The organism is Mycobacterium venezuelense (assembly GCF_054919535.1).
Map to the genome: position 1 here is coordinate 42,039 of NZ_JBONDW010000030.1, position 21,428 is coordinate 63,466.

Genomic DNA, 21,428 nt, shown 5'->3' on the forward strand with positions numbered 1-21,428 from the left:
CCAGATGGCAGAGGCCGTCGCACACGCCTTCGAGTCCGGTGAGCACCTCGCCGTGCAGGCAGGCACGGGGACCGGCAAGTCGCTGGCGTACCTGGTACCGGCGATCGCGCGGTCCCTGCAGACCGAGCAGCCGGTCGTGGTGTCGACGGCGACGATCGCACTGCAACGACAGCTCGTCGACCGTGACCTGCCCCGCCTCGCGGACTCGCTCACCGATGTGCTGCCGCGCCGCCCTCGGTTCGCGTTGCTCAAGGGCCGCGGAAACTATTTGTGCCTCAACAAGGTTCACAACGGGGCCGCCTCCGAGCCAGACGATCGCCCCCAGGACGAGCTGTTCTCGCCGATGGCGGTCAGCGCTTTGGGCCGCGACGTCCAGCGGCTCATCGAATGGTCGTCGGACACTGAGACCGGCGACCGCGACGAGTTGGTTCCCGGTGTCCCCGACCGGTCGTGGGGTCAGGTCAGCGTGTCGGCGCGCGAATGTATCGGGGTGTCGCGCTGCCCCTTCGGCACCGACTGCTTTGCCGAACGCGCCCGCGAGAAGGCCGGCACGGCCGACGTCGTGGTGACCAATCACGCCCTGCTGGCCATCGACGCACTCTCCGACTTCGCGGTCCTGCCGGAGTACGAACTGCTCGTGGTCGACGAGGCGCACGAGCTGGCAGACCGGGTCACCGGCGTGGCCACCGGAGAGCTGTCCCCGACGTCGATGGGTGTGGCGCACCGGCGCATGGCCCGGCTCGTCGATGCCGAACTGGCCCAACGTTTCGAAGCCGCGACCGCGACGCTGTCCTCGATGCTCTTCGACGTTCCCGCCGGCCGCATCGACGTTCTCGACGAGGAATTGGCGACGTATCTGACAGCACTGCGCGATGCCGCGAACGCCGCCAGGACAGCGATCGACACGTCGCCGAGCGACCCGAAGGCGGCATCGGCGCGCACCGAGGCGGTGACCGCCCTCAACGACGTCAGCGACACCGCCACCCGTGTCCTCACATCGTTCGTCCCGGCCATACCGGACCGCACGGACGTGGTGTGGGTGGACCACGAAGAGTCGCGCGGCACAACGAGATCCATTCTCCGCGTGGCGCCGATGTCGGTTTCGGGGCTGCTGCGCACGAGGTTGTTCGCCCACACCACCGCCGTGCTGACGTCCGCCACTTTGACCCTGGGTGGCAACTTCGACGCGATGGCCCGCAACTGGGGTCTGGCCGGCTTCGATGAGAACGCCGACCCGGGTTGGCGCGGCCTCGACGTCGGGTCGCCGTTCGAACATGCGAAGTCGGCAATCCTCTACGTCGCCAGCCATTTACCTGCGCCGGGCCGCGACGGCACCGGCGCCGACACGCTCGACGAGATCGCGGGACTGATCACCGCGGCAGGCGGCCGCACGCTGGGCCTGTTCTCATCGATGCGGGCGGCCAAGGCCGCTGCCGAGGTGATGCGTGAGCGCCTTGTCACGCCGGTGCTGTGCCAGGGCGAAGACACCACTTCGGCGTTGGTACAACGCTTCTCAGCCGATCCGGAGACATCGTTGTTCGGCACCCTTTCGCTGTGGCAGGGGGTCGACGTGCCAGGGCCGTCGCTGTCGCTGGTCATCATCGACCGGATTCCCTTCCCCCGTCCCGACGATCCGCTGCTGACGGCACGTCAGCGGGCCATCAGCGCACGCGGCGGCAACGGGTTCATGGCCATTGCCGCCAATCACGCCGCACTGCTACTGGCGCAGGGGGCCGGCCGGTTGCTGCGACACACCGACGACCGCGGCGTGGTGGCCGTGCTGGATTCGCGACTGGCGACCGCCCGTTACGGCGGTTATCTGCGCGCGTCGTTGCCGCCGTTCTGGGCCACGACCGATCCCGACCGGGTGCGGCAAGCGCTCCTGCGGTTGCGCGGCACGAACTGATAACACGGCCTGCCGTCTCGGTATTCACTATTCTGGCTCCAACGTTCGCGAGCCATCCTGGCCGCTTGAGTGCACCGGAAGGGCGGCACACATGAGCCGACGGCACCTGTTCGGCGCTGTGATAGCAACGTGTGTGGTGCTGCCGCTCGCGGCCTGCTCGACGCTGGTGGAGGGCACTCCCGTCTCGGTGTTCGACGACCCGTTCTCGGTTGCCGGGATGCCCGCGACCGACGGCCCGAGCGGTTTGCGCCCCGACGCCTCTGAACCGTCTCGGGAGGCCACCGGTACCGACGGCGGCAAGATCGACAATCTGGCCGTCAGCGCGGTCAGCGACGTCGAGGAGTTCTGGTCGACCGCGTACAGCGAGACGTTCGACGGTGAATTCGAACCGGTCGAAGAGCTGATCTCGTGGGACGCCGAGAGCTTCGACGGGGAGTTCTGCGGGCTGGAGACCTACGGCCTGGTCAACGCCGCGTTCTGCAAACCAGATCGGACCATCGGCTGGGATCGCGGTGTGCTGTTGCCTGCGCTGCGCCAGCTCAACGGCGACATGGGTGTCGTGATGGTGTTGGCCCACGAGTACGGGCACGCGATCCAGCAGCAGGCCAAGCTGGTTCGGCGCAACACCCCCACGCTCGTGGCCGAACAGCAGGCCGACTGCCTGGCCGGCACGTACATGCGCTGGGTGGCCGAGGGCAATTCGCCGCGCTTCACACTGAGCACCGGCGACGGCCTCAACAATCTGCTGGCTTCGGTCATCGGGTTCCGCGACCCGCTGCTCAGCGAGGCCGACGTCGAGGTGGGTGTCGATGAACACGGTTCGGCGTTCGAACGCATCTCAGCGTTCCAGTTCGGGTTCACCGACGGGGCGTCGGCGTGCGCGACGATCGACGTCAAGGAGATCAATCAGCGACGCGGCGACCTGCCGGTGCTGCTGCCCGAGGACCAGACCGGCGAGTTGCCCATCACCGAGCAATCCGTGCGGTCGATGATCGACGCGCTCAACGTCCTGTTCAAACCGCCCACCCGACCGGAGCTGAGCTTCGACGCGCGCGCCGCAGAGCAGTGCCCGAGCGCGAGGCCCAGTCCGCCGGTGTCGTACTGCCCCGACAACAACACGATCGTCGTCGACCTCGACGAGCTCGAGGTGCTGGGCCTGCGCCCCGAAGAACAGGAGGCGGGCGGTCTCGCAGCCGGGGACAACACCGCGTATTCCGTTCTGATATCGCGGTACATGCTGGCGTTGCAGCACGAACGCGGCCTGGTGCTGGACAACGCGGAAGCCGCGCTGCGCACCGCGTGCCTGGCCGGAGTGGCGACGGCGAAGATCACCCAGCCCGTCACCACACCCGACGGCAACACGATCGTGCTGACGGCAGGCGACCTCGACGAGGCGGTCTCGGGCATCCTCACCAACGGCATGGTGGCCAGCGACGTCAACGGTGAATCGGTGCCGTCGGGATTCTCCAGAATCGACGCGTTCCGGGTCGGCATCCTTGGCGACGAGGAGCGCTGTCTCAAGCGCTTCGCCTGAGTTGCGGCGGTATCAGACGATCTTCGTCACGCCGTACCACGCCAAAACCGCCTCGGACTCGTCGGTCGACCTGGTGAGTATGGCGTAGGAGCGGATGAACGACTGGCCGACGCAGCCGTCGATCTTCACCCGGAAGTTGCTGATCATGACCCACGGCTCGGTTCCCTTGAATTGCTTTTCGGCCACCGGGATGACGTTGATGATGCCGGGCTTGAGACCGATCGTGATGCCGCCGCCGATGTTGCCGCCGATGCCCGGCAGGATGCCCTCGGGCAGCGGTGAAATGACGTCGGTGCCGATGACACCGATGGACGGATTGATGCCTGCGGTGCCGGTCAGCGAGACGCCGTTGGACGTGCTCATGTCGATACCGCAGCCGATCTGATAGCCGGCCTCCAGCGCGCCGCCCGGCTCCTCACCATTGTCGGGTCCCGACATCCGACCCGCGTATGTGCCGCCGACGACGTACTCGCGCGACGAAACCGCAGTGGTCAACGGGGCGACGACGGCCTGGGTCTCGTCCCTTGCCGATACCGTGAGCTCCCAGCCGTCCGGAGTCTTGGTGGTCGCAGGCGGGGTCGATTCCACGAGCCCCTCGATGATCGCCGGTTCGGCCTGCGGGGGTGCGACGTCGGTTTCGGGGTCGGCCACCGCCTGTGGTGCGCCCATCGCGCAGGTGGCGACGAAGACGGTGAACAGTGCCAACGGACGAATCAACACAGGCGGCCTCTCGTTACAGTTCCCCACGGGAACGTATCGCCTATGTGATTACCCGACCGTCGATTTCCGCCGACAATCAGGTCGGCATTCGCAGCACGAAGCCTGCTTCCAACGCCACCCAGGCCGCACCGTCGGGGCCGATGGCCAGGCCGTGCGGTTCACTGCCGCCGGGCAGGTCGATCGTGATGACCTCGCCGTCACCGCTGATCCTGGCGAGCTGGTCGGCGCCCCACAAACTCACCCATACCCCGTCCGCCGGGTCGGCGACGACAGCGTGTGGCTTGCCGGGCAGGTCGAGTTCTTGGATGGCGTCGTCCATCGGGATCCGGCCGACCTTGTCGGCTTGTATCTCGGTGAACCACACCGCATCATCGTGCGTTGCCGCTATCCCCACCGGACCTGCTGCGGCAGTGGGCAATTCACGCACCGTGAGGTTGCCGTCGGTGTCGAGCCTGCCGATCGCGTTGCCCTGGTTGATCGTGAACCACAGCGCGCCGTCGGGGCCGGTGGTGATCATCGAGGGCATTCCGCCGACCACACTCTGGCTCGTGATCTCGCCGGCCGTACTGATCCGGCCGATCTCCCCCGACGTCATCGCGGTGAACCACAACGCCCCGTCGGTGCCCGCGGTGATACCGAACGGTGCGCTGTCCTCCGCCAACTCGAACGCACTCAGCTCACCTGCGGTGGTGATGCGGCCGATCCGGTCGTCACCGGCACGGGTGAACCACAGCGCGCCGTCCGGTCCCGCGGTGATGATCGACGGCCGCGAATCGGCGGCCACCGGATACGTCGTGACGTCGCCGTCGGCTGAGACGCGTGCGATGGCGCCTGCGTGCACGAGCGTCACCCACATGGCGCCGTCGGGGCCTGCCGCGAGCGCATATGGCCCGCCGTCGATCCGGACCTTGAGCGACTTGCTCAAGCGAGTGTGACCAGACCGAGCTCGTTGTCCGCGGCCAGCAGCGGGTGATGCGGCAAGACCCGCACGGTGTAGCCGACGGGCCCGGCCACGGGCAGCGGCGTGGTGGTCGAGAACACCTCGGTGCCCCCTTCGCCCGAGCCGGTATGCGTCATGGGTACGGTCACGGGCTCCAGAATGGCGTCGCTGGCGTCCACCCGGCCGATCACCGCCTGAACCACCACCTCGTCCGGTTTCAACCCACCAAGCTGCACGGTCGCGCACAGGGTCAGCTTCGATCCGAGGAGCGGGGTGTCGGGCAGCCCGTAGCTGTCCACGTCGGTCACCTCGACCTTCGGCCACGCCTCCTGGGCGCGGCGCCGGTAATCCGCGAGCTCACGAGCGGCACCGAAGGGCTCTCCATCGGACGACTCGACCGTCTTGCGCAACGACTGTGCGGCAGGCAGGTAGTACTTCTCGGTGTAATCGCGCACCATGCGCGAGGCCAGTACCTTCGGACCGAGCACCTGCAGCGTATGGCGCACCATCTCGACCCAGCGGGTCGGTACGCCGTGCTCGTCACGCTCGTAGAACTTCGGCGTCACCGCGTTTTCGAGCAGGTCGTAGAGCGCTGCGGCCTCCAGATCGTCGCGGCGGGTCTCATCGGCCAGCCCGTCGGCGGTGGGGATCTCCCAGCCGTTCTCGCCGTCGTACCACTCGTCCCACCAGCCGTCGCGGATCGACAGGTTCAGACCGCCGTTGAGCGCACTCTTCATGCCCGAGGTCCCGCACGCCTCCAGCGGCCGCAGCGGGTTGTTCAACCAGACGTCGCAACCCCAGTACAGCAGCCGGGCCATGGACATGTCGTAGTCCGGCAGGAACGCGATGCGGTGACGGACCTCGGGGCGGTCGGCGAAGCGCACCACCTGTTGGATCAACGCCTTGCCGCCGTCGTCGGCCGGATGCGACTTGCCCGCGACGATCAACTGCACCGGGCGCTTCTCGTCGAGCAGCAGCTTCTCCAGCCGCTCCGGGTCACGCAGCATGAGCGTGAGCCGCTTGTAGGTCGGCACCCGGCGCGCGAACCCGATGGTGAGCACCGAGGGATCGAAAGCAGTTGCAATCCAACCCAATTCAGCGTCGGAAGCACCACGTTCCAGCCACGACCGGCGCAGGCGGTCCCGCACATCTGCGATCAGCGTCTCACGCAGCTGAGAGCGGATCCACCACAGGTGGCCGGGTTCGACCTCCTGCAGCCGTTCCCAGACCGCAGGTTCGGCGGCTTCCGAACCGATCAACTCGCGACCCAGTTCGAGCCACTGCGGTGCGGCCCACGTCGGAGCGTGCACACCGTTGGTGATCGAGCCGATCGGCACCTCGTTCGCGTCGAATCCGGGCCACAGCTCGTTGAACATCGACCGGCTGACCCGGCCGTGCAGCAGCGACACCCCATTGGCCCGCTGCGCCAGCCGCAGACCCATGTGGGCCATGTTGAACTTCGACGGATCGTCCTCGGCGCCGAACGCGACCACGCGCTCCAACGGCACGCCCGGCAGCAGCCGCGAGTCCGCGGGCCCACGCGTTTCATGCTCGTCGCGCAAGCGCTCATCGGCCGGACCCCCGAAGTAACGCTTCACCATCTCGACCGGGAACCGGTCGATGCCGGCGGGTACCGGCGTGTGCGTGGTGAACACCGTCGACGACCGCACCACCGTCAACGCCGTGTCGAAGTCCAGTCCGGCCGAGACCAATTCCCGGATGCGCTCCACACCGAGGAAGCCGGCATGGCCCTCGTTCATGTGGAACACCTCGGGCGCCGGGACGTCCTCGGCCTCGATGAAGGCGCGGATGGCGCGCACCCCGCCGATGCCTGCCAGGATCTCCTGCTTGATGCGGTGCTCCTGGTCACCGCCGTAGAGCCGGTCGGTGACACTGCGCAGATCGTGCTCATTCTCCGGAATGTCGGAATCGAGCAGCAGCAACGGAATCCGGCCGACCTGGGCGATCCAGACGCGCGCCCGCAGGTCTGTCGAGTCGGGCAGCGCCAATTCCACCAGCACCGGATCGCCGGCCTTGTCGGTCAGCAGTCGCAGCGGCAAACCCTGCGGATCGAGCGACGGATAGTTCTCGTGCTGCCAGCCGTCGGCCGTCAGCGACTGCCGGAAGTAACCGGAGCGGTAGTACAGACCGACCGCGATCAGCGGCAATCCCAGATCCGACGCCGACTTGAGGTGGTCACCCGCGAGGATGCCAAGCCCGCCCGAGTAGTTCGGCAGCACCTTGGCCACCCCGAACTCCATCGAGAAGTACGCGATGCCCTTTGGCATCTCGATTCCGCTTTCTGCTTGCTGCTGGTACCACAGCGGCCGGGTCAGATAGTTGTCCAGATCGGCGGCGAGCTCGCCGAGGCGCCCGACGAACGACTCGTCACCGGCGAGTTCGTCGAGCCGTTTGGGGCTGACGGCACCCAGCAGCGCGACCGGATCTCCATCGGTCTGGCGCCACAGATCGGGATCGATCACCGCGAACAGGTCCTGCGTGGGTTTGTGCCAGGACCAGCGCAGGTTGATCGACAGTCGTTCGAGCGCGGCCAATCGCTCCGGGAGGTGAGCGCGGACGGTGAACCTGCGAAGGGCTTTCACGCGAAACAACCTTACTGACAAATTCTGTACTCGCAGCAGACGGCGATGTTGCTGTGACCCGGCACGCACGCGCTTCACCCGCGCGTGATTGGCCAGCCCACTACGGTGGGTATGAGACGCGACACGGGCAGTGAAAACGACAGTGAAACGGGACAGCGGCCAGTGCAGCGACGGCGCCGCGATGACATGAGGAGTGGATGGGTGGCCGGTCGTATCGGAATCGACGACGTCGCGCCTGTGGTTTCCGGCGGACGCTTCCCTGCCAAAGCCGTCGTCGGCGAGGTGGTGCCGGTGCGGGCCACGGTGTGGCGCGAAGGCCACGACGCCGTCGCCGCCACGCTCGTGGTGCGCTACCTGGGCGCCGACTATCCGCGCCTGGCGACCGGACCGGGTACGGCGAGCCCCGCGGTGCCCATCGAATCGGTCGTGCGGCCCGGCCAGCGCATAAAACCGCAGGCGCTGCGGATGTCGAAGGGCCGCACGCCCGATGTGTTCCACGGCCAGTTCACGCCCGACAGCGTCGGCTTGTGGACGTACCGAGTCGACGGCTGGGGCGATCCGCTGGCCACCTGGCGACATGCGGTCGAGACGAAACTCGAAGCCGGTCAGAGTGAGGGCGAGCTGTCCAACGACCTGCTCGTCGGGGCGCGCCTGCTGGAACGCGCCGCCGCCGGGATGCCGCGCAAACTGCGCGATCCACTGATCGAGGCAGCGGCCGCACTACGCACACCTGGCGATCCGTTCACGCGCGCCGGGGCGGCGCTGTCGGAGGAAGTGTCCGAGTTGCTCACGCAGTATCCACTGCGCGAATTGGTTACGCGCGGTGATCAATACGGCGTGTGGGTGGACCGGCCGCTGGCCCGGTTCAGCTCGTGGTACGAGTTGTTCCCGCGGTCCACGGGCGGATGGGACGACGATGGTCACCCCGTGCACGGAACCTTCACCACCGCGGCCGCCGCGCTGCCCCGCATCGCGCGCATGGGATTCAACATCGTGTATCTGCCGCCCATCCATCCGATCGGCAAGATACATCGCAAGGGCCGCAACAACTCGGTGACCGCTGCCCCCGGCGACGTCGGTTCGCCATGGGCGATCGGTAGCGACGAAGGCGGGCACGACGCGGTGCACCCCGCGTTGGGCACCATCGACGATTTCGACGGGTTCGTCGCCGCGGCCCGCGACGCGGGGCTCGAAGTGGCACTGGATCTCGCACTGCAGTGCGCACCGGATCACCCGTGGGCCAAAGAGCACCGCGAGTGGTTCACGGTGCTGCCCGACGGCACGATCGCCTATGCCGAGAACCCGCCCAAGAAGTACCAGGACATCTACCCGCTGAATTTCGACAACGATCCGGCAGGCCTTTATCACGAGGTGCTCCGCGTGGTGCGATTCTGGATCTCGCACGGCGTGAAGGTGTTTCGGGTCGACAACCCACACACAAAACCGCCGAACTTCTGGGCGTGGCTGATCTCGGAGGTCAAGAACGAAGACCCGCACGTGTTGTTCCTGTCGGAGGCGTTCACCCGGCCTGCCCGGCTCTACGGACTGGCCAAGCTCGGATTCACGCAGTCCTACACGTATTTCACGTGGCGCACCGCGAAGTGGGAGCTCACCGAGTTCGGTGAGGACATCGCGAAGTACGCCGACTGCGCGCGGCCGAGCCTGTGGGTCAACACCCCGGACATCCTGCACGAGAGTCTGCAGCACGGGGGGCCCGGCATGTTCGCGATCAGGGCGGTCCTGGCAGCGACGATGAGCTCGTCGTGGGGGGTGTACTCGGGCTACGAGCTGTTCGAGCACCGTGCGGTGCGCGAAGGCAGCGAGGAGTACCTCGACTCCGAGAAGTACGAGCTTCGACCGCGCGATTTCGAGGGCGCCCTGGCCGCAGGCGAATCACTGGAGCCATTCCTGGCTCGGCTCAACGAGATTCGACGCCTGCATCCCGCGCTCCGCCAACTGCGGACCATCAAGTTCCATCACCTCGACAACGACGCCCTGCTGGCCTACAGCAAGTTCGATCCGATCACCGGCGACACGGTCCTGGTGGTGGTCACGCTCAACGCATTCGCCCCGGAAGAGGCGACATTGTGGTTGGACATGGCCGCGCTGGGTATGGAGTCATATGACCGGTTCTGGGTGCGCGATGAGATCACCGGTGAGGAATACCAGTGGGGCCAGTCGAACTACATCCGCATCGACCCGGCCAGAGCGGTTGCGCACGTGTTGAACATGCCGCTCGTACCGTACGAGAAACGACTCGGCTTGCTACGCAGGGAATGAGGGCGAGATGACGAGAACCAATCAGCTCACCAACGCGCGTCTGCGGCCCGATCCGTCGGACATCCACCGGTTGGTGGCCGGCGAGCACCACGATCCGCACTCGGTGTTGGGCGCGCACGAATACGGCGACCACACTGTCATCCGCGCCTACCGGCCACATGCCGCCAAGGTCGAGGCGGTGATCGGCGGGGATCGCTACCCGCTGCAGCACCTCGAATCCGGGCTTTTCGCGGTGGCCGTACCGTTCACCGATCTCGTCGACTACCGGCTCGAAGTCGGCTACCCGGGCGAAGCGGACACGATCCACACGCATACGACGGCCGACGCCTACCGGTTCCTGCCGACGCTCGGCGAACTGGATCTGCACCTGTTCGCCGAGGGGCGCCACGAACGGCTCTGGGAGATCCTCGGCGCGCACCCGCGCACGTTCACGACCCCCGACGGTGTGGTCGACGGTGTGTCGTTCGCGGTGTGGGCCCCTAACGCCAAGGGCGTCAGCCTGATCGGGGATTTCAATCACTGGGACGGCAACGAGGCACAGATGCGCGTGCTGGGTTCGTCGGGCGTGTGGGAGCTATTCTGGCCGGGCTTTCCCGTCGGCGGCCTGTACAAGTTCCGGGTACACGGCGCCGACGGCGCGGTCAGCGACCGCGCCGACCCGATGGCGTTTGCCACGGAGGTGCCCCCGCAGACCGCGTCGCGGGTCACCGCCAGTTCCTATGACTGGAGCGACGACGACTGGATGACCCGCCGGGCCGGCCTCAACCCGGTGTTCGAGCCGATGAGCACCTACGAGGTGCACCTCATGTCGTGGCGGCCGGGGCTGAGCTACCGGCAGCTGGCCACCGAACTCACCGAATATGTTGTGGAGCAGGGTTTCACCCACGTCGAGCTGCTACCTGTCGCCGAGCACCCGTTCGGCGGGTCGTGGGGATACCAGGTCACGTCGTATTACGCGCCGACCTCCCGGTTGGGCAGCCCCGACGATTTCCGGTACCTGGTCGATCAACTGCACCAGGCCGGCATCGGGGTGATCGTCGACTGGGTGCCCGCCCACTTCCCCAAGGATTCCTGGGCATTGGGCCGGTTCGACGGAACGGCGCTATACGAGCACTCCGATCCGCGCCGCGGCGAGCAACTCGACTGGGGCACCTACGTTTTCGACTTCGGCCGCCCCGAGGTGCGCAATTTCCTGGTCGCCAACGCGCTCTACTGGCTGCAGGAATACCACGTCGACGGGCTGCGCGTGGACGCCGTCGCCTCCATGCTCTATCTCGACTACTCGCGCCCGGAGGGCGGCTGGACGCCCAACGTCCACGGCGGCCGCGAGAACCTCGAAGCGGTGCAGTTCCTGCAGGAGATGAACGCGACGGTGCACAAGGTCGCACCGGGCATCGTCACGGTGGCCGAGGAATCCACCTCGTGGCCGGGCGTGACCCGGCCGACGAACCTTGGCGGCCTTGGTTTCTCGATGAAGTGGAACATGGGCTGGATGAACGACACGCTCGACTACATCAGCCGCGACCCGGTGTATCGCAACTATCACCACCACGAGATGACGTTCTCGATGCTCTACGCGTTCAGCGAGAACTACGTGTTGCCGATCAGCCACGACGAGGTCGTACACGGCAAGGGCACGCTGTGGGGACGCATGCCCGGCGGAGATCATGAGAAGGCGGCAGGCCTGCGCAGCCTGCTCGCCTATCAATGGGCACATCCGGGCAAGCAGCTGCTGTTCATGGGCCAGGAGTTCGGGCAGCGCGCCGAATGGTCCGAGGAACGTGGCCTCGACTGGTTCCAGCTCGGCGAGCAGGGCTTTTCCGGCGGCGTGCAGCGGCTGGTGCGCGATCTTAACGACATCTACCGCAGCCACCCGGCGTTGTGGAGCCGGGATACCAGCCCGGAGGGTTACTCCTGGATCGACGCCAACGACTCGGCCAACAACGTGCTGAGCTTTCTCCGGTACGGCAGTGACGGCTCGATGCTGGCGTGCGTCGTCAACTTCGCGGGTAGCGAGCACAGCCAGTACCGGCTCGGACTCCCCCATGCCGGGACCTGGCGCGAGGTGCTCAACACCGATGCCGCGCTCTACAACGGATCGGGTATCGGCAACTTCGGCGCGGTCGAGGCCACGGACGAACCGTGGCATGGCCGGCCGGCATCGGCGGTGATGGTGCTGCCGCCGCTCGCGATGCTGTGGTTCGAGCCCGCCTAGTTTCCTCGGCGGAGAATCAGTACAGCGCGTTGGCGAGATTGCGCCGGCCCGCGACCACGTCCGGATCGGTCGGGTCGAACAGCTCGAACAACTCGATGAGCCGGGTCCGCACCGCGGTCCGCTCGTCGCCTGCTGTGCGCTTGACCAACGCGATGAGTCGATCGAAGGCGGCAGTCACCTGCTGCTGCAGGATCTCGACGTCGGCGGCCGCGAACGCAGCCTCGATGTCGTCCGGGGCGGCGTCGGCGACCGCGACAGCGTCGGGCGATTGTGCGCTGGCGCGCTGCAGGAAGGCGATCTGGCGCACCGCGCCCTGCGCCTCGGCGTGAGTGGGTTGCGCGTCCAGGATCGCCTGGTAGGCGGTGAGTGCGGCCGCGAAATTGCCCTCGTCCAGGAACGCCCTTGCCTGCGCGACCGCGGGGTCGACTTCCTCGGTTTCGGCCTCACCGGTTCCGGTCAGCTTGCCCGCGGTGGCCTCGAGCAGCGAGTCCACCCAGCGCCGCAACTGCTCGGCAGGCTGGGCGCCCTGGAAGCTCGCGATCGGCTGGCCCGCTGCGAGCGCGACCACGGTCGGGACCCCTTGGATGCCGAACATCTGGGCGACCCGAGGAGTGGTGTCGACGTTGACGACTGCGAGCGACCACTTGCCGCCGTCGGCCGCGGCGAAGCCGGCCAGCGTATCGCCGAGCTCGATGCTCGCGTCGCTACGCGGTGACCACAGCAGCACCACTACCGGCACCTGGCTGGACCGAACCAGCACCTCGGCTTCGAAGGTCGCTTCGGTGACCTCGACCCCGCCCGGCCCGGCCGGTGCCGGGCCATCGCCGGCAGCGGCGGGGCGCTGCTTGAGTGCCGAGAGATCAACCGCGCCGGCCAGCGCCGGCCCGATGGAAGGTCGTGGACGCGTCACGCAGTCAAGTCTGTCACGTCGTTTCTGGTGCGGCCCGTCCCGGTTGCGCGGTCAGCGAGGCAGCACCTGCCGAACCCGCCGACGAGCCCATTCGGGCCGTGCGATCGGCCCATATGATGAAGATCACACTGCCCAATGGCACGATGCTCGCCAGCAACGCCAGAATCCAGGTGCCGACGCCCCATTTGTGGGCGATTCCGACGAGCAGCGCGGCCACCACGAACGCGATGAAGACGCCGCCGTGGATCGGCCCGAACACCTTGACGCCGACTTCGGTACGCGGTGTGCCCAAGTACTTGAAATACATGCCGACCAGCAGGCCGGCCCAGCTGACGGCCTCGGCCAGGCCGATGAGCCGGAACCAGCCGGGGATCGAGCGCAGGTCAAAAGAGCTTGTCATGGGCGCCATTGTGCCCGAACCACCGGCCAGCTACTACAGGCCGTCGTAAACGACGGGGCTTAGCTGTCAGCGACGCAGGATGAGCGCGTCGCCCTGGCCACCGGCACCGCAGAGCGCCGCGACCGCGTAGCCCGAGCCCCGGCGGGCGAGCTCGAGCGCGGCGTGCAGCGTGATGCGCGCGCCCGACATCCCGATCGGGTGACCGATCGCGATCGCACCGCCGTTGACGTTGACCTTCGCCGGGTCGACGCCCAGCTCCTGCGTGGAGGCGAGCGACACCGCAGCGAACGCCTCGTTGATCTCGATGACGTCGAGCTGATCGGTCGTGATGCCCTCACGCGCGATCGCCTTCTTGATCGCGTTGGCGGGCTGTGACTGCAGCGTGGAGTCCGGCCCCGCCACCACGCCGTGAGCGCCGATCTCGCACAACCAGCTCAGGCCGAGCTCCTCGGCCTTGGCCTTGTTCATCACCACGACGGCAGCGGCGCCGTCGGAGATCTGCGACGCCGAGCCCGCCGTGATGGTGCCGTCCTTGCGGAACGCGGGCTTGAGCCCGGACAGCGACTCGGCGGTGGTGTTGGCGCGAATGCCCTCGTCCTCGGCGAACTCGATGGGATCGCCCTTGCGCTGAGGAATCGAAACCGGCACCACTTCGTCGGCGTAGACGCCGTCCTTCCACGCCGCGGCGGCCTTCTGGTGCGACTGAGCAGCAAACTCGTCCTGCTGCGCGCGGGTGAACTTGTCGATGTCGTTGCGCTGCTCGGTGAGCGCGCCCATCGGCTGGTCGGTGAACACGTCGTGCAGCCCGTCGTACGCCATGTGATCGAGCACTGTGACATCGCCGTACTTGTAGCCCTCGCGGCTCTTGGGCAGCAGGTGCGGAGCCTGGGTCATCGACTCCTGGCCGCCGGCCACGACGACGTCGAATTCGCCGGCCCGGATCAGCTGATCGGCCAGCGCAATGGCGTCGATGCCGGACAGGCACATCTTGTTGATGGTCAGCGACGGGACGTCCCAACCGATGCCCGCCGCCACCGCGGCCTGCCGGGCCGGCATCTGACCGGCGCCTGCCGTCAGCACCTGGCCCATGATCACGTACTCGACCAGAGACGCCGGCACGTTCGCCTTCTCCAGCGCGCCCTTGATGGCGATCGCGCCCAGATCACTGCCCGAGAAATCCTTGAGCGAACCCATCAACTTGCCGACCGGGGTGCGAGCTCCGGCAACAATTACCGAGGTCGTCATTTCCATCCTCCAACAGTTCTGTAACGGCGAGTGTGGCCGATCACACAGGCATAAAAAGTGCCGTATCAGGTTACCTTTACGTTATGACCACCGAGCATGTTGACGCCCGTCCAGCGCTCGCCAGTGCGCTGGTGACCGCGATCGATCATGTCGGCATCGCCGTGCCCGATCTCGACGTCGCCATCAAGTGGTACCACGACCACCTCGGCATGATCGTGCTGCACGAGGAGGTCAACGAGGAGCAGGGCGTGCGTGAGGCCATGCTTTCCGTGCGGGGCGCCCCGAAGGGCAGCGCACAGATTCAACTGATGTCGCCGCTGGACGAGACCTCGACCATCGCCAAGTTCATGGACAAGCGTGGCCCTGGCCTGCAGCAGCTGGCCTACCGCACCAGCGACATCGACACGCTCTCCGAGCGACTGCGCGCCGACGGTGTGCGGCTGCTGTACGACGCACCCCGCAAGGGCACCGCGAACTCGCGGATCAACTTCATCCACCCCAAGGATGCCGGCGGCGTGCTGGTCGAGCTCGTCGAGCCGGCTACCGATTCAGACCACTAGGACCACCGACGCGTCGGGCCGCGGTTGGCCCGATTCGTCCAGCACGACGTGTGCCAGTGCCTGCGGTCGTCGACATCGCCGAGTTCCACCGGCAACACCACCACATGCGCCACGCCCGAACGGATTTCGTGATCGCATCCCGGGCAGCGATAGTTCTTGACGGCTCGCGCCGCGCTGACCGCCCGCACCTCGTACTCGTAGCCATCCGGTCCGGTCTCGACGCGGCGCGGCGGCGGTAACGGCGGCAGCCGCCGGGGTTCCCTGCGCCGACGCGGCATCAGAACAGCCGGTACTCGGCGCTGTCCATGCCCCGCATCTGGTCGTAATCGAGCGTCACGCAACGGATTCCGCGATCAGTGGCCAGTGTGCGGGCCTGCGGCTTGATCTGCTGGGCCGCGAAGACGCCTGCCACCGGGGCCAACACGGTGTCACGGTTGAGCAGCTCCAAGTAACGGGTCAGCTGTTCGACACCGTCGATTTCTCCACGGCGCTTGATCTCGACGGCCACCGAGCGGCCCAGCTCGTCACGGCACAGCAGATCGACCGGCCCGATCGCGGTCGGATACTCGCGGCGTACCAACGTGTAACCGGCCCCGAGCAATTCGACGTGCTCGGCCAACAGTGCCTGCAGGTGCGCTTCGACACCGTCCTTCACCAGCCCGGGGTCGACACCGAGCTCGTGGCTGGAGTCGTGCTCGACGTCTTCGACGGTGATCCGCAGCTGCTCACCCGTCTTGTTCTCCACCACCCAAACGAGAACCGAACCTCCAGCCGGATCTTCCACGTCCTGCTCTTTGACCCAACACGGCGGGCTCATCCAGTTCAGCGGCTTGTAGGCACGGTCGTCGGCATGCACGCTCACCGATCCGTCGGCCTTGAACAACAGCAGCCGACGGGCCGACGGAAGATGGGCGGTCAACCGCCCGACGTAATCGACGGTGCACTGAGCTATGACGAGGCGCACCCGATCCACCTTAAGGGCAGCTACGACGAACTAGGCTGACGCCACAATGAACGCCGATAATTCGGTCGCGCGGCGGCTGGGCCGGGTGCTGGAAACCGTCACCCGGCAGAGCAGCAAGCTTTCGTCCACCACCCCGGAATACGGCTCGTGGGTGCTGGGGCGGGTGTCCGAGAGCCAGCCCAGGCGGCGGATCCGCATTCAGCTGATCCTGACGACGTTCGTGATCGTCGCCAATCTGCTCGGCATAGGTGTGTCGCTGCTCGTGGTCACACTGACTTTCCCGACACCGAAGGTATTCGCCCCGGACGTCCTCTGGATCACGTTCGGCGTCGCGCCCGCCTACATCGCGCTCGCGTTGATCGTAGGCGTGTTCTGGGCCACCAGCAGGGTGATCAACAGCGTGCGCTGGGCGATCGAGGAGCGCATCCCGACCCGGGAGGATCAGCGCAACACGTTCTTCGCCCCGGTGCGGCTGACGCGCGTGTTGCTGGTTCTCTGGGCGGTCGGCACGGCCCTGCTCACCACGCTCTACGGTCTGGTCGACACCAACTACATCCCGAAGTTCCTGCTGGGCATCAGCTTTCCCGGGATCGTCGTGGCGACCAGTTGCTTCCTGTTCACCGAGTTCGCCCTGCGCCCGGTGGCCGCACAAGCGTTGGAAGCCGGGCCGCCCCCGGTGCGCCTCGCGCCGGGGATCATGGGCCGCACCATGATGGTGTGGGCGCTCGGTTCGGGGGTCCCGGTGCTCGGCATCCTGTTGGCCGCCATATTCGCGTTGACGCTGGAGAATCTCACCCCGACTCAGTTCGCGTTCGCGGTGATCACGCTGGCGGTGTTCGCGTTGGTGTTCGGGTTCATTCTGATGTGGATCCTGGCCTGGCTGACCGCGACCCCGATACGGGTCGTGCGCGCGGCGCTCAACCGGGTCGAACAAGGCGATCTGAACACCAACCTTGTCGTGTTCGACGGGACCGAACTCGGTCAGCTCCAGCGCGGATTCAACTCCATGGTGCACGGGCTACGCGAACGTGAACGGGTGCGCGATCTGTTCGGCCGCCATGTCGGCCGTGAGGTCGCCGCGCTCGCCGAGAAGGAAAGGCCCGTGCTCGGCGGCGAAGAGCGCCATGCCGCAGTCATTTTCGTCGACGTCATCGGCTCTACCCAGCTGGTGACGAGCCGTCCCGCGGTCGAGGTGGTCGACCTGCTCAACCGCTTCTTCGCCGTGATCGTCGACGAGGTGGACCGTCACCGCGGGCTGGTCAACAAGTTCGAGGGCGACGCGGTGCTGGCGGTGTTCGGCGCGCCGGTGTCGCTGGAGAACGCCGAGGACGAGGCGCTTGCGGCGGCCAGGGCGATCGCCGCACGGCTGCGCACCGAGGTGCCTGAGCTCGACGCGGGCATCGGGGTGGCGGCCGGCAAGGTGGTGGCGGGCAACGTCGGTGCCAAACAGCGCTTCGAGTACACCGTGATCGGTGAGCCGGTCAACGAGGCGGCCCGCTTGTGCGAGTACTCCAAATCGGTGCCTGGCCATCTGGTCGCGTCGTCGGACACCATCGCCAATGCCACCGAATCCGAACGTGCCCGTTGGGCTCTGGGCGACACGGTGACGCTACGTGGGCTCGATGAGCCCACCCGCCTCGCGGTACCGGTCTAGTCGTTGAGCAGCTGCGGAGACGGCGTCGTCGACCGTCCGGAACACGACGGCGTCGTAGTCGCCGCGGCGCTCGGCCGGCACCACACGTCCGTCGGGGTCGACGAGGTAGCTCTCCTTACCGTCGACGGCGAGGCCGGCCCGCATCCCGGTGAGCATGTCGCGGGCCGTGTCGTTGATGTCGTCAACCCGGGTCGCGTCCAGAATTGCCACGTCGAAGCCGACACTCTCGCGTGCGGCGGTACGTAACACCTGCTCGGCACCCGCGAACAACAAGTCCCCCTGGATCTCATATACCCGCACGCGCGGACCGGCGTCGTAAACGGCTCGCAGTGTCGCCGAGGTCTCGCGGCCGACCGTGAGGAAGTGCAGGCCCAGCCGGGTCGACAGGCTGCGGCATACCTGTACGCCGCGGACGCTGTTGCCCTTGGCGTCCAAACGCGGTGAGTAGACGCCGATTCCGAGTTGGCCCGGCAGCACCGCGACGACGCCGCCACCAACACCGCTCTTGGCGGGCATGCCGACGGCGCTGACCCAGTCGCCTGCCGCGTCGTACATGCCACACGTGACCATCACACTGAGGGCGCGCCGGACCACGTGCCCGTCGGTGACGCGGCGCCCGGTCAGCGGGTTGAGCCCGCCGCGGGCCAGCGTGGCGGCCATCCGGGCCAGGTCTGTACTGGTGACTTTGATCGAGCACTGCCGGAAATACACGTCGAGCACCTCGTCGGGATCGCCCTCAAGGGCGCCGAAACTCGTGAGCATGTACGCGATCGCCCGGTTGCGATTGCCGGTTGCCTTCTCCGAGGCGTACACGTCGAGGTCGACGTCGAGCCGCCGCCCGGCACATGCCGAGTAGAACTCGTGGATTCGCTTGAACCGTTCGTCGGGCGTGCCACCGGGAACCAGCGACACCGCGGCGATGGCGCCTGCGTTGATCATCGGGTTCTTGGGCGTCTTGGTGGCTTTGTCGACGCTGATTTCGTTGAACGCCTCACCTGACGGCTCCACGCCGATCCTGGCGTCGACCGCCCGCTCACCCATCTGGTCGAGCGCGAGCGCGTAGGTGAACGGCTTGGAGATCGACTGGATGGTGAATTCGACTGCGGTGTCCCCGGATTCGTAGACGAAGCCGTCTGACGACGACAACGTCACACCGAAGCCATCCGGATCCACGGTGGCGAGTTCGGGGATATAGTCCGCGAGCACACCGTCGCGCAGGCTCTCGTGCTGGGCACGGATCTGGTCCAGGTACCGCTGCACCAGATCGGCCACGGTGTGGAGTGTAGCCCGAGCCTGGCCGTGCGATGACGATGTCGCTTTTCCGCCAGTGATGTCGGTACATCCGTGTAAACGTGGACGTATGCACGAGGATTTCGACCGCTGTTACCGCGCCGTCCAGTCCAAGGACGCGCGGTTCGACGGCTGGTTTGTGACCGCCGTGCTGACCACCGGCATCTACTGCAGGCCCAGTTGCCCGGTACGGCCGCCGTTCGCCAAGAACATGCGGTTCTATCCGACGGCCGCGGCCGCGCAGGCGGCGGGTTTCCGGGCCTGCAAGCGGTGCCGACCCGACGCATCCCCCGGCTCGCCGGAGTGGAACATGCGTGGCGATGTCGTCGCCAGATGCATGCGGCTGATCGCCGACGGCACGGTCGACCGCGAAGGCGTCACCGGCCTGGCCACCCGTGTCGGTTACACCACTCGGCAGCTGCAGCGGATCTTGCAAACCGAGTTGGGCGCGAATCCGCTTGCGCTTGCGCGGGCACAGCGTAGCCAGACCGCACGGGTGTTGATAGAAACCACCGAATTGCCGTTCAGTGACGTGGCTTTCGCCGCGGGCTTCGCGTCGATCCGCCAGTTCAACGACACCATCCGAGCGGTATGCGACCTGACGCCGTCAGAGCTGCGGCTTCGTGCGCGGACGAGGATCGCCCGGGACGACACCGCGTCCCCAGGCATGCTGTCGCTGCGGCTGCCGGTCCGTAGTCCGTTCGCCTACGAAGGGCTGTTCGGTCACCTCGCTGCGAGCGCCGTGCCCGGCGTAGAGGAGGTCCGCGACGGTGCCTACCGCCGTACGTTGCGCCTACCGCACGGCAACGGCATCGTCGGTCTGGAGCCGCAGCCCGACCATGTGCGCTGCCAACTCGTGCTCGACGACTTTCGTGACCTGTCCGCTGCGATCGCCCGCTGCCGGCGGCTGCTGGACTTGGATGCCGATCCGGAAGCGGTGGTCGACGCGTTGGGCGCCGATTCCGATCTCAGCGCGGTTGTCGCCAAAGCACCCGGGCAACGTATCCCCAGGACCGTAGACGAAGCTGAGCTCGCGCTGCGGGTCGTCATCGGTCAGCAGGTATCGATCAAGGCTGCCCGAACCCATGCCGGGCGACTCGTCACCGCATACGGTTCCGCGGTCCGGGACGAACATGGCGGGCTGACGCACGTGTTTCCCAGCATCGCCGATCTGGCCGAAATCGATCCGAGCCACCTCGCGATGCCGGAATCTCGGAAGCGAACCGTCCACGCCATGGTGAGCGCCCTCGCCGACGAAGCTCTGATCCTCGATCCCGGATGCGATTGGCAGCGTGCACGCGAGCAGCTTCTCGCGATACCGGGTGTGGGTCCGTGGACCGCCGAAGTCATCGCGCTGCGGGGCTTGGGGGACCCCGATGCGTTCCCGGCGACCGATCTGGGGATACGGCTGGCCGCGGAGCAGCTTGGCCTGCCCATCGAATCCGGGGCCCTGATCGCGCACAGCACCCGCTGGCGACCGTGGCGCGCGTACGCCACACAACACCTGTGGACGACGCTGGACCACGCGGTCAACCAGTGGCCACCGAACGCGAACCAGTAGCAGAAGGAGAATGATGACGACACTGCATTACCGCACGGTGGACAGCCCAGTCGGACCGTTGACCTTGGCCGGCCGGGACGGACGGTTGATGCATCTACGAATGGTCGATCAGACGTACGAGCCGAGCCGTGACGGCTGGGCGCCCGACGAGACAGCTTTTCCGGAGGCGGTCGAGCAATTAGCCGCGTACTTCGCTGGCGAACGTACCGAATTCGAGCTTGACCTCGAAATGGTCGGAACACCATTTCAGCGCCGTGTATGGAACGCATTGCAGACGATTCCGTACGGTCAGACGTGTTCCTATGGCGAAATTGCCCGCGAAATCGGATCGCCGGGTGCGTTTCGGGCTGTCGGTTTGGCCAACGGTCATAATCCGATCGGCATAATCGTGCCCTGCCATCGCGTCATCGGATCGAATGGGAGCCTTACGGGATACGGCGGCGGGCTCGCACGTAAGCGGGCCCTCCTCGAATTGGAGAAAAGCCGCACCATGCCGGCGCTATTCGACTGAATTACCAAGGCCCGAATCGGCGTGGGGCGACGTTGCGTTCAGGAACAGAGCCCGGCCGGTACGAAAAGGGCGTTGATGCAACAAAATGCACACAAAATGCCTGAGCCCCCCAATCGAAATTGGGGGGCTCAGGAC

17 protein-coding genes are annotated in these 21,428 nt (G+C 66.7%); 8 read left to right on the forward strand and 9 right to left on the reverse strand.

Features of this window, described 5'->3' with window-relative positions; translation table 11 throughout:
- Positions 1–4 precede the first annotated feature (4 nt).
- Both ACRCUN_RS31900 and ACRCUN_RS31905 read left to right on the forward strand, forming a co-directional pair.
- On the forward strand, positions 5–1,906 hold the full coding sequence (locus ACRCUN_RS31900; RefSeq protein ID WP_462145605.1) for an ATP-dependent DNA helicase: 1,902 nt from the start codon (positions 5–7) through the stop codon (positions 1,904–1,906).
- A 91-nt stretch (positions 1,907–1,997) separates the two neighbouring features.
- Entirely contained in the window at positions 1,998–3,440 is a 1,443-nt protein-coding gene (locus tag ACRCUN_RS31905) for a neutral zinc metallopeptidase (protein WP_462145606.1), read from the forward strand.
- Positions 3,441–3,452: 12 nt separating this feature from the next.
- Here the strand turns inward: ACRCUN_RS31905 and ACRCUN_RS31910 are convergent, their stop codons facing one another.
- From ACRCUN_RS31910 to ACRCUN_RS31920, 3 genes are all read right to left on the reverse strand, one after another.
- Positions 3,453–4,160, reverse strand: a complete 708-nt coding sequence (locus ACRCUN_RS31910) for an MspA family porin (protein WP_462145607.1) — start codon at positions 4,158–4,160, stop codon at positions 3,453–3,455.
- Between the two features lie 76 nt (positions 4,161–4,236).
- The gene (locus ACRCUN_RS31915; protein ID WP_462145608.1) at positions 4,237–5,085 is read right to left on the reverse strand and encodes a virginiamycin B lyase family protein; all 849 of its coding nucleotides are present in this window, start codon (positions 5,083–5,085) and stop codon (positions 4,237–4,239) included.
- Positions 5,082–7,703, reverse strand: a complete 2,622-nt coding sequence (locus tag ACRCUN_RS31920) for a glycosyltransferase family 1 protein (RefSeq protein WP_462145609.1) — start codon at positions 7,701–7,703, stop codon at positions 5,082–5,084. Before ACRCUN_RS31920 ends, ACRCUN_RS31915 begins: the two co-directional genes overlap by 4 nt.
- 201 nt (positions 7,704–7,904) lie before the next feature.
- On the opposite strand from ACRCUN_RS31920, the gene ACRCUN_RS31925 reads away from it, so the two are divergent.
- Positions 7,905–9,983, forward strand: a complete 2,079-nt coding sequence (locus ACRCUN_RS31925) for an alpha-1,4-glucan--maltose-1-phosphate maltosyltransferase (RefSeq protein WP_462145610.1) — start codon at positions 7,905–7,907, stop codon at positions 9,981–9,983.
- A gap of 7 nt (positions 9,984–9,990) precedes the next feature.
- Entirely contained in the window at positions 9,991–12,198 is a 2,208-nt protein-coding gene (gene glgB / locus ACRCUN_RS31930; RefSeq protein ID WP_462145611.1) for a 1,4-alpha-glucan branching protein GlgB, read from the forward strand.
- A 16-nt stretch (positions 12,199–12,214) separates the two neighbouring features.
- Here glgB and ACRCUN_RS31935 read toward each other — a convergent pair whose 3' ends face one another.
- The 3 genes from ACRCUN_RS31935 to ACRCUN_RS31945 are packed head-to-tail and all read right to left on the reverse strand — an operon-like array spanning position 12,215 to position 14,753.
- A complete protein-coding gene (locus ACRCUN_RS31935; protein ID WP_462145612.1) occupies positions 12,215–13,108 on the reverse strand; it encodes a tetratricopeptide repeat protein in 894 nt (297 codons plus the stop codon).
- Positions 13,109–13,121: 13 nt separating this feature from the next.
- Positions 13,122–13,517, reverse strand: coding sequence for a DUF3817 domain-containing protein (locus ACRCUN_RS31940; protein WP_462145613.1), 396 nt, complete (start codon positions 13,515–13,517; stop codon positions 13,122–13,124).
- 57 nt (positions 13,518–13,574) lie between these two features.
- Positions 13,575–14,753 (reverse strand): acetyl-CoA C-acetyltransferase, encoded by a 1,179-nt coding sequence (locus tag ACRCUN_RS31945; RefSeq protein WP_462145614.1) that lies wholly within the window; start codon positions 14,751–14,753, stop codon positions 13,575–13,577.
- Between the two features lie 83 nt (positions 14,754–14,836).
- Here ACRCUN_RS31945 and mce point away from each other — a divergent pair, with 83 nt between their 5' ends.
- Positions 14,837–15,313 (forward strand): methylmalonyl-CoA epimerase, encoded by a 477-nt coding sequence (gene mce / locus ACRCUN_RS31950; RefSeq protein WP_462145615.1) that lies wholly within the window; start codon positions 14,837–14,839, stop codon positions 15,311–15,313.
- On the opposite strand, the gene ACRCUN_RS31955 is transcribed toward mce, so the two are convergent.
- Positions 15,310–15,591: an Rv1322 family protein gene (locus ACRCUN_RS31955; RefSeq protein ID WP_462145616.1), complete on the reverse strand. Its 282-nt coding sequence runs from the start codon at positions 15,589–15,591 to the stop codon at positions 15,310–15,312. The two genes, mce and ACRCUN_RS31955, sit on opposite strands and share 4 nt — an antisense overlap.
- Positions 15,591–16,277 carry an endonuclease NucS gene (nucS, locus tag ACRCUN_RS31960; protein ID WP_462145617.1) on the reverse strand — a complete coding sequence of 229 codons (687 nt, stop codon included), beginning with the start codon at positions 16,275–16,277 and terminating at the stop codon, positions 15,591–15,593. Before nucS ends, ACRCUN_RS31955 begins: the two co-directional genes overlap by 1 nt.
- A gap of 46 nt (positions 16,278–16,323) precedes the next feature.
- Between nucS and ACRCUN_RS31965 the strand changes: the two genes are divergently transcribed.
- Positions 16,324–17,931: an adenylate/guanylate cyclase domain-containing protein gene (locus tag ACRCUN_RS31965; RefSeq protein WP_462145618.1), complete on the forward strand. Its 1,608-nt coding sequence runs from the start codon at positions 16,324–16,326 to the stop codon at positions 17,929–17,931.
- Here ACRCUN_RS31965 and glsA read toward each other — a convergent pair.
- Positions 17,887–19,203 carry a glutaminase A gene (glsA, locus tag ACRCUN_RS31970; RefSeq protein WP_462145619.1) on the reverse strand — a complete coding sequence of 439 codons (1,317 nt, stop codon included), beginning with the start codon at positions 19,201–19,203 and terminating at the stop codon, positions 17,887–17,889. The two genes, ACRCUN_RS31965 and glsA, sit on opposite strands and share 45 nt — an antisense overlap.
- An 88-nt stretch (positions 19,204–19,291) precedes the next feature.
- On the opposite strand from glsA, the gene ACRCUN_RS31975 reads away from it, so the two are divergent.
- Positions 19,292–20,782: an AlkA N-terminal domain-containing protein gene (locus ACRCUN_RS31975; RefSeq protein ID WP_462145620.1), complete on the forward strand. Its 1,491-nt coding sequence runs from the start codon at positions 19,292–19,294 to the stop codon at positions 20,780–20,782.
- Between the two features lie 13 nt (positions 20,783–20,795).
- Positions 20,796–21,293 (forward strand): methylated-DNA--[protein]-cysteine S-methyltransferase, encoded by a 498-nt coding sequence (locus ACRCUN_RS31980; protein ID WP_462145621.1) that lies wholly within the window; start codon positions 20,796–20,798, stop codon positions 21,291–21,293.
- Positions 21,294–21,428 lie beyond the last annotated feature (135 nt).

What these genes read in the sequence shown, in the direction of transcription:
- ACRCUN_RS31900 (WP_462145605.1), top strand. Translation starts at nt 5, where the DNA reads ATGGCAGAGGCCGTCGCACACGCCTTCGAGTCCGGTGAGCACCTCGCC.
- ACRCUN_RS31905 (WP_462145606.1), top strand. Translation starts at nt 1,998, where the DNA reads ATGAGCCGACGGCACCTGTTCGGCGCTGTGATAGCAACGTGTGTGGTG.
- glgB (WP_462145611.1), top strand. Translation starts at nt 9,991, where the DNA reads ATGACGAGAACCAATCAGCTCACCAACGCGCGTCTGCGGCCCGATCCG.
- ACRCUN_RS31940 (WP_462145613.1), bottom strand. Translation starts at nt 13,517, where the DNA reads ATGGCGCCCATGACAAGCTCTTTTGACCTGCGCTCGATCCCCGGCTGG.
- ACRCUN_RS31945 (WP_462145614.1), bottom strand. Translation starts at nt 14,753, where the DNA reads ATGACGACCTCGGTAATTGTTGCCGGAGCTCGCACCCCGGTCGGCAAG.
- mce (WP_462145615.1), top strand. Translation starts at nt 14,837, where the DNA reads ATGACCACCGAGCATGTTGACGCCCGTCCAGCGCTCGCCAGTGCGCTG.
- ACRCUN_RS31955 (WP_462145616.1), bottom strand. Translation starts at nt 15,591, where the DNA reads ATGCCGCGTCGGCGCAGGGAACCCCGGCGGCTGCCGCCGTTACCGCCG.
- ACRCUN_RS31965 (WP_462145618.1), top strand. Translation starts at nt 16,324, where the DNA reads ATGAACGCCGATAATTCGGTCGCGCGGCGGCTGGGCCGGGTGCTGGAA.
- ACRCUN_RS31975 (WP_462145620.1), top strand. Translation starts at nt 19,292, where the DNA reads ATGCACGAGGATTTCGACCGCTGTTACCGCGCCGTCCAGTCCAAGGAC.
- ACRCUN_RS31980 (WP_462145621.1), top strand. Translation starts at nt 20,796, where the DNA reads ATGACGACACTGCATTACCGCACGGTGGACAGCCCAGTCGGACCGTTG.